This is a genomic window from Erwinia sp. E_sp_B01_1 (genome assembly GCF_036865545.1).
Lineage (GTDB): Bacteria > Pseudomonadota > Gammaproteobacteria > Enterobacterales > Enterobacteriaceae > Erwinia.
Genome location: NZ_CP142208.1, coordinates 2375028 through 2389760, shown reverse-complemented (window position 1 = coordinate 2389760; position 14733 = coordinate 2375028). Strand labels below are relative to the sequence as shown.

The 14733-nt window shown below is 53.1% G+C and carries 12 protein-coding genes and 1 pseudogene; 6 read left to right on the top strand and 7 right to left on the bottom strand.

Translation table 11 applies throughout. The annotated features are described in order from the left end of the window. Positions 1–76: 76 nt before the first annotated feature. Positions 77–982 carry a polyprenyl synthetase family protein gene (locus VRC33_RS11390; RefSeq protein ID WP_338563966.1) on the bottom strand — a complete coding sequence of 302 codons (906 nt, stop codon included), beginning with the start codon at positions 980–982 and terminating at the stop codon, positions 77–79. Positions 983–1175: 193 nt separating this feature from the next. Beyond that, entirely contained in the window at positions 1176–1733 is a 558-nt protein-coding gene (locus VRC33_RS11385) for a YtfJ family protein (RefSeq protein ID WP_338563963.1), read from the bottom strand. A gap of 228 nt (positions 1734–1961) precedes the next feature. Between VRC33_RS11385 and VRC33_RS11380 the strand changes: the two genes are divergently transcribed. From VRC33_RS11380 to VRC33_RS11360, 5 genes are read left to right on the top strand one after another with little or no spacing between them, the layout of a single operon-like run. After that, positions 1962–2450, top strand: coding sequence for a (2Fe-2S)-binding protein (locus VRC33_RS11380; protein ID WP_338563960.1), 489 nt, complete (start codon positions 1962–1964; stop codon positions 2448–2450). After that, positions 2447–3439, top strand: a complete 993-nt coding sequence (locus VRC33_RS11375) for a xanthine dehydrogenase family protein subunit M (RefSeq protein ID WP_338563957.1) — start codon at positions 2447–2449, stop codon at positions 3437–3439. The genes VRC33_RS11380 and VRC33_RS11375 overlap by 4 nt, the downstream gene beginning before the upstream one ends. Further along, positions 3436–5802, top strand: coding sequence for a xanthine dehydrogenase family protein molybdopterin-binding subunit (locus tag VRC33_RS11370; RefSeq protein WP_338563954.1), 2367 nt, complete (start codon positions 3436–3438; stop codon positions 5800–5802). The genes VRC33_RS11375 and VRC33_RS11370 overlap by 4 nt, the downstream gene beginning before the upstream one ends. An 18-nt stretch (positions 5803–5820) precedes the next feature. Beyond that, positions 5821–6384, top strand: coding sequence for a nucleotidyltransferase family protein (locus VRC33_RS11365; RefSeq protein ID WP_338563952.1), 564 nt, complete (start codon positions 5821–5823; stop codon positions 6382–6384). Further along, the gene (locus VRC33_RS11360) at positions 6381–7352 is read left to right on the top strand and encodes an XdhC family protein (protein ID WP_338563950.1); all 972 of its coding nucleotides are present in this window, start codon (positions 6381–6383) and stop codon (positions 7350–7352) included. Before VRC33_RS11365 ends, VRC33_RS11360 begins: the two co-directional genes overlap by 4 nt. 57 nt (positions 7353–7409) lie before the next feature. Here the strand turns inward: VRC33_RS11360 and VRC33_RS11355 are convergent, their stop codons facing one another. The 5 genes and pseudogenes from VRC33_RS11355 to VRC33_RS11335 all read right to left on the bottom strand — a co-directional run bounded on the left by VRC33_RS11355 (position 7410) and on the right by VRC33_RS11335 (position 13361). Further along, entirely contained in the window at positions 7410–8657 is a 1248-nt protein-coding gene (locus VRC33_RS11355; protein WP_338563947.1) for a c-type cytochrome, read from the bottom strand. Between the two features lie 57 nt (positions 8658–8714). Next, a pseudogene (locus VRC33_RS11350) lies at positions 8715–10420 on the bottom strand (GMC family oxidoreductase). A gap of 79 nt (positions 10421–10499) precedes the next feature. Further along, a complete protein-coding gene (locus VRC33_RS11345) occupies positions 10500–11072 on the bottom strand; it encodes a gluconate 2-dehydrogenase subunit 3 family protein (protein WP_338563942.1) in 573 nt (190 codons plus the stop codon). A gap of 433 nt (positions 11073–11505) precedes the next feature. Next, the gene (locus VRC33_RS11340; RefSeq protein ID WP_338563939.1) at positions 11506–12336 is read right to left on the bottom strand and encodes a sugar phosphate isomerase/epimerase family protein; all 831 of its coding nucleotides are present in this window, start codon (positions 12334–12336) and stop codon (positions 11506–11508) included. Positions 12337–12350: 14 nt separating this feature from the next. Then, on the bottom strand, positions 12351–13361 hold the full coding sequence (locus VRC33_RS11335; RefSeq protein ID WP_338563937.1) for a LacI family DNA-binding transcriptional regulator: 1011 nt from the start codon (positions 13359–13361) through the stop codon (positions 12351–12353). 438 nt (positions 13362–13799) lie between these two features. Between VRC33_RS11335 and VRC33_RS11330 the strand changes: the two genes are divergently transcribed. Next, a complete protein-coding gene (locus VRC33_RS11330) occupies positions 13800–14717 on the top strand; it encodes a substrate-binding domain-containing protein (protein WP_338564264.1) in 918 nt (305 codons plus the stop codon). The last annotated feature ends 16 nt before the right edge of the window (positions 14718–14733 follow it).

Sequence of the window (14733 nt, the reverse complement as noted above, 5' to 3'; positions counted from 1 at the left end):
TAAGCCGGCGATCGTGGTTTCGCTGAATCAGATCCTCGTCCTTCATTCACTCTCCGTTGGGGTCTGCAGCCGGGCTCTAACCGAACGAGGCAAGCTGCTGATCGAACCAGGCATGCATAAACTGGCGGGTAGCCATACCCTGTCGGCTGACAGAGGCAAAATGCTCGTCTGCACTCTGCAGATGCGCACGCAATCGCTGATGCACCTCTTCGTTACCCAGCAGGGCGACCAGCGTGGATTTTCCCTGATCCTGATTGATATCTTTGCCCGTTCCGCTGTGGCTGTCGGCCAGATCGTCAAGCAGCTGAAACGCCTGCCCCAGGTCATGAGCAAAACAGCGTAATCGCTGGCGAACTTCCTGGTTGGCATCGGCAGCGAGAGCGGCCATCTGCAGTGAGGCATCAAACAGCATGCTGGTTTTCAAATCGTTGGTCCGGGCAATCGCTTCTTTGCTGCGCGTGGTATTGCCCTTTTTCAGATCCAGAAATTGCCCCTGCACCAGCCCCTGTAAACCCACAGCGGCAGATAACTCTGCAACGGCCTGTGCCCTGCAGCTGCCTGACAGGCCTTCCGCAGAGGCCACGGTGCCGAAAGCGGTGCTGAGCAGCGCAACGGCAGAAAGAATGGCCACATCCTGGCCGAACTGGCGATGAATGGTCGGCTTACCCCGGCGCATTCTGGCGTTATCCATGCAGGGGATATCGTCCAGAATCAGCGAAGCCGCATGGACCATCTCCACCGAGCAGGCCAGATCGATCATCCCCGGATGCGCAGGGTCACAGCCGATATCCTGGGCCACCAGCAGCAGCAGCAGGGGGCGGATACGTTTACCCGGCGTCAGCGTGCCTTCACGCATCGCCGCAATGACACGATCTTCTTCTCCCCCTGGGGGCAGCAACTGCTCAAGGCGATGATTAACGGCCTCGCGCATCCGCAGCAGCCCGTTTTCATGATTAAGAGATTTTTCAGCTAATAAGGTCATGGTCACTCTTAATTGCGTCAAAAGGGGATTTCCGACGTTGATCACAGAATGACCAGACGAAGAAAGCGTTTGTTCCTCTTTGATAAGGCTAGAATATTATTGAGAAATTGCGCTGATAACCCACGATTAAAAGTGGATTTACCGATAAAGCAGCCGGCCACGGGGGGTAAAGGCACCGGACAGGGGGGCAGAACTACTGAACCAGCGTTTTCAGCAGGGTCATAACCTGTTCAACTTCTCCGGAGGTCAGCGCGCCCTCTTTAACGAAGCGCACAATCCCCTGACGGTCCAGCACCGTCACGGTCGAACCTCCCGGTTTCAACTGCCAGGCCTGGCTGGCGGTGCCCCTGCCATCAACAATGAATTCTGACCAGGGCGACTGCTCTTTACTGGATTTCAGACTGGCGCGGACAAACATCGCGCTGCCCGGGATGGCATCGTCAGTATTCACAATCAGCGTGGTCTGGTAACGATCTCGCGGAAGATTGGCAGTCTGTAATTTCTCCGTTAAGACTTCATTTTCATCCTTCGCCGAGAGGCGGCCTGCCAGATGCAGTAAAACCCGTACTTTTCCCGGCAGTTTTGCGCTGTTCCACGCGGTATAGCTGAAATCTCCTGAGGAGTAGTTAAGCCTCCCCGGATCGGCTACCACCGCCAGCGGCAGGCGTTGGCCCATGACCAGATTGTGTGCGGAACAGCTAAAAGAGAGGGCCAGAAAGGTACAAAGACAAAGCTGACGCGGAGTGATCATATTGCTCCTGAAGGTCGTGGCAGGTTCCTGATTTCCCCAAAAGCATAGCAGCGGCGCGGCAGGCCGGTGGCCGAATTCCCGTATTAACTGTCCGGACGCCTGTCAAAATCGGCTAAAAGTGCTAAACCTTAAGCTTGCGAGATAAAAAACAGAAAAGGGCTAACCCTTACTCTTTCAGGCCTGGTCACTGCCTGAACACTTTTCCACCCAGAAAATGGGAAGTTTGCAATGTCGGATAAAATCACACTCAACTTGTTCATTAATGAGCAACCTGAACGGCTGGATATCGATCCACGCGTCACCTTGCTGGATGCATTACGCGATCATCTGGCGCTGCCGGGCACCAAAAAAGGGTGCGACCAGGGGCAATGTGGAGCCTGTACCGTGCACGTTAATGGCCGTCGTGTTCTGAGCTGCCTGACGTTGGCGGCACAGGCTGAAGGCGCTAAGGTCACCACCATTGAGGGGCTGGAAAAGCCCGATGGCACGCTGCATGCGGTTCAGCAATCTTTTCTCAATCATGACGGTTTTCAATGTGGTTACTGTACGCCCGGCCAGATAATGTCGGCCGTGGCCTGCATTAAAGAGGGCCATGCCGGTTCTGAAGAAGAGATCCGCGAGTATATGAGCGGCAATCTTTGCCGCTGTGGTGCTTACCCGCATATCGTTGATGCTATCAAAGAAGCCGCTGCTGAGATGGCCAGGGAGTCCGCATGAATCCGTTTAGCTGGCAGACAGCCGGGTCGGTCACTGAGGCCGCAACCCATAAGAAAAATGACGGCAGCCAGTTACTGGCGGGGGGCACCACCCAGCTGGACCTGATGAAGTGCGGCGTTTTCAACCCGGAAACGCTGATTTCGGTTACGCAGTTGCCGGGAATGGGATCCATCACCTTTGCGGATGAGATCATCACCCTGGGAGGCGGGGTGTTGATGAGCGAGCTGGAGAATCACCCGGAGTGTCAGCAACGTGCTCCCGCACTTTACGGCAGCCTGTGGCAGGCCGCTTCTCCACAGATCCGCAATATGGCGACGCTGGCCGGTAATCTTCGCCAGCGCACTCGCTGCGCTTATTATCGCGATCCTGCAACCTTTCCTGACTGCAATAAAAGAACGCCAGGTTCAGGCTGTGCGGCGCTGGCGGGCGTGACCCGCAACCATGCCATCCTTGGCGGCAGCGAAAGCTGTGTGGCGACCTATCCTGGCGATTTTGCCGTTGCGTTGATGGCGTTTGATGCCGTAGTGGTGCTGGAAAACGCTCAGGGTGCGGTGCGAAAAGTCCCGATAGACGATTTTTACCTGCTGCCCGGCAATACGCCGGATAAAGAGCACAACCTTGAAGATGATGAGCTGATCATCGCTATCGAACTCCCGCAAACGGCGGCGCTGAAAAATTCCACTTACCTGAAGGTGCGCGATCGCAGCTCTTATGAATTCGCCGCAGCCAGTGCGGCCGTGGGGCTGGTGGTTGAAAATGGGGTGATGGTGGAAGTGAGGATCGCTGTGGGTGGCGTGGCGACTAAACCCTGGCGCGCGCGCCGTGTTGAAGAGGCATTGCAGGGCCAGCCCTTCAGTGAGGCGCTGGTTAATCAGGCGGCAAGCCGGGTGACAGAAGATGCCCATCCGCTGACCCACAACGCTCACAAAATGACTCTTTTACCACGTGTTATCGCGCGTGCGCTGATCGCCGCAGGAGAAACATCATGACTTCATCGACCGATACACAACGCCGCGGACTCCAAAAGGCCACGGAAGTCGTCACGGCGTCTGGCGGCCCTGAATCTGCTCAGGCTGAAATCTCTTCCCCCGTCAGAAAAACAGCCGCAGGGGTGCAGGGTCTGGGATCTTCACGCTCTCGCGGAGATGGCCAGGTAAAAGTTACCGGGCGCGCAACCTATGCGCTGGAAAGCCAGGTCGAAAATCCTTTGTCTGGCGTGGTGATCCAGTCCACGATTTCCAGCGGCCATATCACCCACATTGATACCGCAAAGGCAGAACAGGCTGCGGGGGTGATCGCTGTCTACACTCACCTGAACAGCCTTAAAATCAACAAGCCTACCCCCATTGCTGAAGGTGGGGCCGCCCAGTCAACCTATACGCCGATCCAGGATAACGTCATTATCCATAATGGCCAGAATATTGGCCTGGTGGTCGCCGAAACCTTTGAGCAGGCCACTTATGCCGCCTCGCTGGTGGAAGTGACCTATGAAACTTCTCCGGCGCTGATTTTTGCCACGGATGAAGGCGTGGAGCCGCAGGATATGAGCGAGGAGGATATCCTGCTGGGCGATGCTCAGGCCATGATGGCCGGGGCCGATGTGCGCAACAGCCAGTGCTATACCACTCCCCGCGAATACAATATGCCGATGGAGCCCCATGCCTGTATTGCAAGCTGGCAGCAGGGGATCATGACCGTCTGGGAGCCGAGCCAGTGGGTGGCCGGTGCGCAGGTTGAGATCGGCGAGTGGATGGGGATCCCGGCGGATAATGTGCATATTATCTCCCCCTATGTTGGCGGGGGATTTGGCTCCAAACCTGTGCCTTACACCCATGTTGCTCTGGCCTGTGTTGCTTCCCGCCAGCTCAACCGTCCGGTAAAGGTCTCCCTGACGCGTCCTCAAACTTTTACCGGGCTGGGCGGACGGGCGGCGACTTCACAGCAGCTTGAAATGGGAGCGACGCAGGACGGAAAAATTCAGTCGGTGATCCTCACCAGCTTTAATGAAACTTCGCTGCTGGATTCGTTTTCAGAGAATTGTAATCACGTTACCGGGCGCATGTATGCCATCGCCAACCTCTCTGCTAAACATCAGGTCATCCCCATCAATACGGTGACGCCAGGCTGGATGCGCGCGCCGGGTGAAAACCCCAGCGCCTTTGGGCTGGAAGTGGCCATGGATGAAATGGCCTATGCGCTGGATATTGATCCGCTGGAATTACGTCTGCGCAACTGGGCGGATCACGATTATCAGATGAACATCCCCTGGAGTTCCCGCCGGCTGAAAGAGGCTTACCAGAAAGGGGCCGAGGCATTCGGCTGGGGAAAACGCATTATGGCCCCGCGCTCGATGCGCGAAGGACGGGAGCTGATAGGCTGGGGCATGGCTTCCGGAACGTATCCGGTGAGCCGTTTGCCGGCGGAAGCCAAAATTATCCTGACTCCACAGGGGCAATTTATCGTGCAGTGCGCGGCGGCGGATATCGGCACCGGCACCTACACCATTCTGGCGCAGACCGCAGCGGATGTACTGCAGGTTTCCTCCGAAAAAATTGTGGTGCAGCTTGGCGATACCCGCCTGCCAAGGGCCGGAGTTGCGGGCGGTTCACAACTGGCTGGTAACACCACGGCGGCAGTCCATGTCACGGCTGAAAAAATGCGCCAGAAAATCCTTGAGCTGGCGAGTCAGCTTGAAGGATCGGCTCTGAAAGGTTCCCAGGGGCAGTTGATCCTGGTGGACGGTGAGGTGCGGCTGGCTTCCCGTTCAGGCAAAGGCATCAGCTTCCCTGAGCTGATAAAGCTGGCAGGGCTGCCGGAGCTGGAAGTGACCGGCGGGACTTTTGCCGAAAATCTGACCCCAGAAGAGAAAGATCGGATCATTGGTGGGCTGGATAAAATGACCCAGCCGGAGCATGTTTCAGCGCATAGCTGGAGCGCACAATTTGTTGAAGTCCGCGTTGATGAAGACTTTGGAACTGTCAGGGTGAAACGCATGGTTGCCGCACTGGACAGCGGCAGGCTCTACAATCCCAAACTGGCCAGAAGTCAGTGGATTGGCGGGATGATTATGGGGCTGGGGCAGGCCTTGCTGGAGGAGGGTATTGTTGACCCGAGAACTGGCAGAGTTATCAACAACAACCTTGCTGACTATCTGATCCCGGTCAATGCTGACGTGCCGGAAATCACCACCATCAATGTTGGAGAGCCCGATTTTGAGGCAACAACCATGGGTGGCAAAGCGGTGGGCGAACTGGGCATTGTCGGGGTGGCGGCAGCCATCAGTAATGCGGTGTTCCATGCTACCGGCAAGCGGGTCAGGGATTTACCCATCACCCTGGATAAGCTCCTGTAGAGCCACCCAGGTGACCTGATGAAAAGTGCAATATTAGTGATGGCGGCCGGTCTGAGCCGCCGCTTTAATCAGGCGGGTGCCGGGCATAAGCTGCTGGCAACGCTTGATGGCAAAACGGTTTTACAGCATACGCTTGAGCAGGCGAGGGCGACAGAAAGGGACGTGTATGTGGTTTCACAGCCCGCTGATGTGCAAATTCACCGGCTTTCCGGTCAGGCTACGCTGGTGCTTTGTGCCAGCGATGGCCTGGGGGATTCCATAGCAGCGGGCGTGCGGGCCTGTAAACAGTATGATGGCTGGCTGATAGCGCTGGGCGATATGCCCTGGCTGACAACGGGCAGCTATCTGGCCGTGCTGGAAGCCCTTGAACGCTATCCGGTCGTCCGGCCCGTTTTCGCTGAGATGCCGGGGCATCCGGTGGGGTTTCAGTCGTCCTTTTATACTGCCCTGACCGCCTTACGGGGTGATAACGGAGCAAAAGCGATCCTGCAACTCAATCCACCCCATATGCTGAGACTTCAGGATCGGGGCTGTCTGCTGGATGTCGATTATCCTGAAGCGCTGTCAGGGAGTGCACAATGATCAGGCTCGATCAGTTAGTGATTAAAGAGGCGCTTGGCTGGCATCAGGCCTCTGAAGCGGTATGGCTTTGTACGGTGTTACATACCTGGGGATCTTCTCCCCGTGCTCCCGGCACCGTCATGGCTGTGAACACGCAGGGGCAGTTTTGTGGTTCCCTGTCCGGCGGCTGCATTGAGGAAGATTTTCTGGCACAGGTAGCTTCAGGCCTGTACCGCGAAAGCAGCCAGGTCGTGCGCTATGGTGAGGGCGGAATGCGTCCTGACGTTAAGCTTCCCTGCGGCGGCAGCCTGGATATTCTGATTGAATTCCTGCCTGCCGATGCGCCGACCCTGGCATTACTTCAGGCGATGCAGGCTGCATTAGCGGGTCAGCAGCGCATGGTGAAAATCTTTAAACCGGGTGAACGAGCGCATTGGGAAAGTCTGGCGGCTGAATGTGCAATGCCGGTATTAACCCGCACCGGAGAGCAGATCACAGTGCCGGTAGGTGCCACGCCGGAGCTGCTGGTAGCGGGCTATTCTTCTGTAGCCTTTGAATGTATCCGCCTGGGGCAGATTCTGGGGTTTCATGTGCGGATTTGTGAGCACCGCCCGGAGAGCCTGAGCGAAGTCGAACGGCATTTTCAGGGGGCCGATAACGTCACTATTGTGCCACAGCATCCCGCCCGCTGGCTGGAGGTAAACGGCGCAAGCGCGGCAGTGGCGATTGTTTCACTGACTCACGATCCGCGTATCGACGAGCTGACGATGATGGAAGCGATCACTACTTCTGCTTTCTATCTTGGTGTGATGGGTTCTGAGAAAAACAGCGAGCAGCGCAGGGGACGTTTACGGCAAATTGCCGGTTTTGAAGATGATGATCTGGCACGCATTCATGCGCCTGTGGGTATTAAGATAGGCAGTAAAACCCCATCAGAAATCGCATTGTCGATTATGGCGGATATCGTCAGGGTGAAGAACGGGGCGTAATCAGCGCCCCTGAAAGATGGCCGGTTCAATTATCCGGCCATCGTTAAAATTCCTCATCTAAGGAGTTTTAAGCTTTTCCTGTGTGTCTGTTTCTTTCCGTAAGTCAGCAACCTTTTCTTCGGTGACCTCACTCGCTTTATTACCCCAACTGTTACGAACGTAATTGAGTATGTCTGCAATCTGTTGATCGTCCATTTTCCATGCAAACGATGGCATTCCCGCTGCAGTCTGGCGCGCCTCCGTATGGGGTGCCCGGGTACCCGTTAGCATTGCATGAATCATATTAGTGGGGTCGTTTTGCATGGAACGGTTACCGGCAAACGCCGGAACCATGCCGCTAATGCCTTCTCCCCGTAATCCATGACACGCCGAACAATTCACTTCATAACTATCGGCCATGTTTTTTTCACGCTCGCCATCCATATGAAAAGCCTGCTGCGCGGGTGCTGATGATGCCGGGAGATCTCGTAAATAGCGGGCGATGGCCTGAAGATCGTCCGGTGCAAAGTACTGTGTAGAATGTTCAACGGCTTCTGACATCGGACCGGCGGCAACACTGGTGCCGTTAGAGCCGGTTTTCAGGTAGTTGGCGATTTGATTATTATCCCAGCCACCAATTCCAGCATGAGGATTTGGCGTAATATCTGGTGCGTACCAGCTACCAAGTTTTCCGCCCTGCAGATAAGCGCTGCTAATTTCCCCTCCCAGCGCATTGCGGTCGGTATGACAGACGCTGCAATGCGCCGGTCCATCTACAATATATTTACCGCGGTTCCAGGCGCTATCTTTATGAATATCAACTTTAAAACCTTTATTATCAAAAAACAGCAGGTTCCAGCCTGTCATTGCCAACCGTATATTATACGGGAAATTCATGCCCGCATTTTCATCCACCTCATGCTCAACCGGTTCAACGGTGGAAAAATAGGCCCACAGGTCGTGCATATCCCGATCGCTCATCTGCGTATAAGCGGTATACGGCATTGCCGGATAAAGAAAGCCGTGTCTACCGCGCCCCTGTCGCACCGCATTAAAGAAATCGCGTTCGGTCATGTTGCCAATACCCGTTTTTCGATCTGGCGTAATGTTAGAGGTTTCCAGCGCGCCAAATGGAGTGTCAATCTTGTAACCGCCGTTAAAGCCCGGATTATGACAGGCTGCACAATCGCTGAGGCGCATCACATATTCCCCGCGACGGATCGCTGCTTCATCCTGGCTTTTAAAATCAGCAAGTGTCGTCCGATCGTCAGCGACATCAGAACGCGAGCTTTCCAGCACTGCCCATAAACGGTAACTGGCTCCCAAACCAGCCAGAATCGCAACAACTGCAGCGCCATAAGCCAGTTTTTTTCACGCTCATGATTATGCTCCCACCAACGGTGAAGGATTTTGTATGTAATGCTGATAGATGGCTTGTGCTGCGCGGATCGCCAGAGCACCCACGGTGACGGTCGGGTTATAACCCCCGTTATTGGGAAACGCCGATGCACCGACCACAAACAGATTGTGCGCATCCCAGCTCTGAAGATAGGGATTCAACGCTGAGGTGGAGGCATCTGCGCCCATGACTGCGCCACCAATGGTGTGTGAGCTGTGTTGCATATAGGGATTCCAGCTGCGCTCTGTCTGGTTGTCGATGACCAGATGCTTGCCACCCACCTCCTGCATAATTTTTACGGCGCGGTCCGTGACGTAATTCGCCATGCGCACATCATTCTGATTCCAGTCAAATGTCATACGCATCAGGGGTTGGCCATGACGGTCTTTATAAACCGGGTCGAGATCAAGATAGGCTTCACGCACCGGCATTGACGTGCCCTGAGAGAAAATCGTGCCTGCGGTCTGATAATCACGCGCATAACCGGCTTTCCATTCGCTGCCCCAGCGCGGGGTACCCGGACGCAGTGCATCCATATTTTGAATCGGTCTTCCATTGGTTGAGAACCCCATAATTCCCGCACCGCCAATGAAGTCCAGATTGCTGTGATCGAAGTTGTCACCATTGAAATCATCAATTTGAACAGCTAAAGCTCCGCCTCCGATAAACGGATTCATGTACTCATTATCAAAGAAGCCGGTAACGCTGGAACAGGTCTGGTAGTTATAGTTGCGGCCAATGGTGCCGCGGCCAGTGCGCGGATCATATTGTTCACCTACGCCGGAGAGCAGCATCAGGCGAACATTATCCATCTGATAAGCAGTGATACAGACGATATCGGCTGGCTGGAATCCCTCTTTGCCATCTTCAGAAATAAACTTAACGCCTTTTACCGTTTTGCCATCGTCATGCTTCACGGCGTGCAGAACTTCGGTGTTGGTCAGCAGCGTGAAGTTTTTCGGCGCATCAGCGCAGGTAAAATACAGGCCTGTGGAGAGGATTTTGAGAAGTTACCGCAGCCGTGGAAGTCACAGAAGCCACAGTAGGTGCATGGACCCATGGTTACGCCCAGTGGATTGACGTAAGCCTGTGAAATGTTGCCCGCCGGCACGGTGAACGGGTGATAACCCATTCTCTCGGTAGTTTTACGGTACTTACGCATCCAGTGGGTATCTTTTAATGGCGGAGTGGGGTACTCGCGGCTGCGTGAGCCTTCAAAGACATTGCCGCCGTGTTGTGGCTGACCATTCAGGTTGCCTGCTTTACCAGACGTGCCAGCAATACGCTCGAAGCGATCGTAAAAAGGGGCCATTTCATCATAGGTAACGCCCCAGTCCTGCAGCTGTAATCCTTTCATCTTTGCAGGGCCGTAACGTTCACGTGTCCGTTTAGCAACTTCAAAATCCCAGGGTGAGAAACGCCACGACATACCGGCCCAATGGGTTCCAGCACCGCCTACGTTCCAGCCAAACTGAAATGCCGACCAGTTACGCACCGGCGCTGCATCCTGATTACTCCTGTTTCGGAATGTGGTGGTTTCAACGCTCATCGGCTGCATAATCTTACGGCGGGTTCGCCAGCGCAGTTCATCAGGATCGACGGCGGGAGGAAAATCGGTTGAGGTATCACGCCAGGCGCCGCGTTCAATCGCGACGACTTCAAGGCCGGCTCGCGTTAATTCTTCTGCCATGACGGAGCCAGCCCAACCTAAGCCGACGATTACCACGTCCGCTTTTTTCTTATTAAAGACACTTTGTAACGCTCCGTAATTAATTATCTGGGATAAGGCTGACAGGAATGAGCTGCAGGTTTTCATTATGTCGATCGATATAGGGTCGATAGTCATAACGCGCGCCAGGGAAACCAATCATTTTCCATCCCGCCATATTTTTATTACCGCCATACATAGGGTCGGCAAGATAACCTTCACGAACGTTTTGTAGCATTAACTCAAAAAAAGCCTGACTGTTGATAGTACTGCCCAGATCGATACTTCCGGATTCCATTTTTTTTAAAAATGAATCAATATCTTCATTATTCAACTGATGAAAGGGGCTTTGCTTATTCTTCTGCGCCCAGCTTTCCAGTGCTTTTAGCCCGGTCAGATATCTTTCACGGGGCGGCATGAGGAACTGCGGACTTCCCATCAGCGCCTCTTCATTGCCCGGATTTAGCGGACCATCAAGATAAAGTGCAGCACCGCTGCCATAATCCCCGGCCAGTTCACTGTCAATGAATTCGATACAGCCCGCTTCACTGGCTGAAGGACCATGCCGATCCGCCGGGATCAGGCGGTCAAATATAGCGGTCAACGTTTTGCGGTCCATCTCATCGGTCAGCACCTGATAACCTTTTTGCCATGCAGGCTGAGGTAAATGATCGCTGTTGAGCTGTGTGGACAGGGGGACATTACGTAATTCTTCTGACCTGAGTTTTGGTGCCACCGCCAGTGAGGCAACGATAGAAGTCAGTGAAAAGAGTGCTTCTCTTCGGTTCATTTTTAATACCCTGTTATACCGGCACTACACCGGGCATCATCGTTTTTTAACGACATGTTTTTTCTGACGTGAGCGCACATGCACTCGCCCTGTAATAAGATTTGCTTTTTTTCAGACAAAAAAAGACCTGCGAAAAATATCGCATAAATTTAATCGAGCTATTTACACTATCAGTGTGTGGCCGTTTGATTAACGGAAAGCTGATAATGCTATTTTATTAAAATATTTTTTATTCTGACATGATCATTATTCATGCCGCACAAACGTGGCATGATATTTACTTTGCGATGCCATACTGTTTCAGGCTCTGCATACTCACTTTGCCAATTTCAAACAGATCTTTTTCCCAGGCATGAGGGCTCAGCCATTCTGGCGTCCAAACGCCGTCATACCCGGTTTCACGGACAGCATTCAGCCACACTGGCAAATCAACGTCACCCTGACCGGGTTCATAGTCTCGCTGAACCCATTCATCCCAGCCTTCATCTTCATGTGCAGCACGACCATCACAGAAATGGATACCGTAAATCAGATTTACGTCCATTTTGGCCACTTCTTCAGGCCGCGTGCTTCCACCCGCGTGCAGATGCCAGAAATCAATCACCAGCCCAACATTCTCTCTGGCGCAGGCTGCAACCATTTCCAGACCTTGTTGCAGGGAGTTGAAGGGGGTAAAAGCCACAACTTCAATCTGAAATCTAATACCAAGCGGTTTACCGATATCCGCAATCGCGCTGATATTTTCGCGCAAGATGGCGTTGCGCTCAGTTTCAGAAAAATCATCCAGTTCATTAAGTGCCATTATCTGAACGACCGGGCAGCCCAGCTCAACTGCGGCATGGCAGATTTTATGCGCTTCCTGCATCATCGCCGCCCGCTCTTCAGGCTGATGACGCCCGATACGCTTCAGAGCATTGATGCAGGTGATATCGATGCCGAATTTTTCCATTAATTCACGATATTCGGCGTAACTTCCCCCGTTATCGAGGTAACGAAAAAGATGTTCTGGCAGCAGTTCCAGTCCGCTGAAACCAGCTTCATGGGCAATCCGTAACTGCGTGACGGCATTGCTGTACCAGACAGAAACACCGTGTAGCGATAATCTCATCTTATCTCCTTAAATTAAGGCTTCAGATGAGAGCGCCTGATACGCAATTCTCCCTGTCGCCAGTTATTGTTTTCTGCTGTCTGCCCGAGCAGCAGACGGTTTAAGGCTTCGGCAATCAATAAATCCAGCCGCTGGCTGTAGGTGGTCAATTGCCAGCCCGGTGCCGCCGCTTCGTCGATATCATCAAATCCCACTATCGCGATATGCGTTTTGGGCGCGGTATCCCGAAGCGCCGCCGTTGCGCCAAGCGCCAGAATGTCATTTTCACAAAACAGCGCTTCAAAGCGTTCGGATGCCGCTGTTTTAAGCAGGTAATGCTGCATAGCCTGGTAACCGAGCTGGCGATCGTAATGTTCAGTTTTGAGCTCATGGCTCAGGGTTAGCCCCTGGGATAAAAGCTCATCGCGAAAGCCTTCTTTTCGCTGTAAATGACCATCTTCCGATCCAGGGCCCGCCATATAGCCAAACCGCTGATAATCCTGTTGCGTTAACAAACGCGCGATAACACGGCCCGCCTGGTACCCGTCAATATTGACCACGTCAATATCCTGTCCGGTGGTGTTCCGACACACCTGCACTAACGGGACGTTATGCATATCTTCGGCAATCGCCACTAACTCCGGGGTTAATGCCGTACCCAGAAACAGGATGCCATCTACCTGCAGCTGATCGGCCAGTGACATTACCGATCGATAATTTTCACCGGTTATATTCAGCATCAAGGCCATATAGCCCCGCGCCTGAAGCTGTCGCGTGACTTCATCCAGCATCAACATTGAATGTGGATTTTTCAGCTCATCAATCACAACGCCAATAATATGGGTACGTTTTTGTGACAGGCTCCGCGCCAACAGGTTAGGGCGGTAACCCAGCTCTTTCGCTACGGCCAGAACGCTTTCACGTGCCTTGTCTGAAATGGAGGCACCCGGCGTAAACGCGCGCGACACCGTCCATTTTGAAACGCCTGCTTTGGCTGCCACATCGCTTGCCGTGGCCTTATGTCGTTTTACTGGTTCTTTAGTCATCAGCCCGCGTCCCGAGGTTAAATTTCTTCCTCAGCATTGAACGCGAAACGCTGACTAAAAGAAACCCTGGCAGTCAGACTGGTTCAAAAAACGCTGTAAACCTTACTAATGTTGCGATTATGTTTGATCATTGCACCCGATTGCAAACATTTTGTGATCGAGCGGGGCGAATTGATAAAATGCCAATTGACTATTTTTTAAGCCTCTTACACATTTGTATCTGAGCCCGTCCAGACCGCGAGGGGTGAAAGAGCAATATTTTTTAAAAGCTGCGCAATCATTTGTGCACCCGGGTGCATAACTGATCGCAGTGTGACTTTAACCCCCGTTCCGGCTGCAAAAGTAAAAGACAGGTTTCAGGAAAGGCTACAAGGGCAGTGTGAAGTCGCTCTTCGCGTCGCGTAATGAATGTTAATTCTTACCCCACAGGACCCGATGATGAAAAAGACACTCTGTTTAATCATGCTCCTCATGCTGGCATATGTCGCGCCAGCCACGGCCAAAACATTCCAGGTTGGTGTGGCACTGGCCAACTTTGATCTCAACTTTGTTTCAATTTTGCGCACGCAAATGGTTCACGAACTTGAAGTTCAGGGGCTGAAAGGCCAGTTCTCTGATGCCAAAGGAGACGTTGCGTTGCAGGCGCAACAGGTTGATGACTTTATCAATCAGGGGGTTGACGCCATCATTCTTAATCCGGTAGATACCCAGGGTGTGTTACCCATGATTAATGCGGCAAAGCAGGCCAATATTCCCCTGGTGTTCGTTAACCGTAAGCCCGAGGTTCCGTTGAGCGGCGCAATGGCCTATGTAGGATCTGACTCCGCGCTTAGCGGCAGGATGCAAATAGAGGCGCTGGCAAAACAGATGAACTATCGCGGCAACATCGCCATTTTAATGGGGGCGTTGTCCAATGAAGAAGCGCGTGAACGTACCCGTGCCGTCGAAGAATTTGTTGCCCGGCATAAAGAGATGAAGATTGTTGAAAAGCAAACGGCAAAATGGCAGCGCAACGAAGCAGTCGACGTAGTCTCAACGTGGTTACTTAACGGCACCCCAATTAATGCCATCGTAGCCAATAATGATGAGATGGCGATTGGGGCTATTATGGCGCTAAATCAGGCTAAAAAAACCCAGGTTCTTGTGGCAGGAATTGATGGAACTCCCGATGGCCTGCAGTTTATCAAAAATGGAAAAATGGCCGTGACTGTTTTTCAGGATGCTAAAGGGCAGGCAACCGGGGCGGTTAAAGTCTCCCACGACATGCTCGAAAAACAGAAAACTGCAGTTTACAACTGGATACCTTATCAGACCGTTACCAAAGCGAATTACGGCCAGTTCACGCAACAAAACTAAAATAATCTTCTAACCC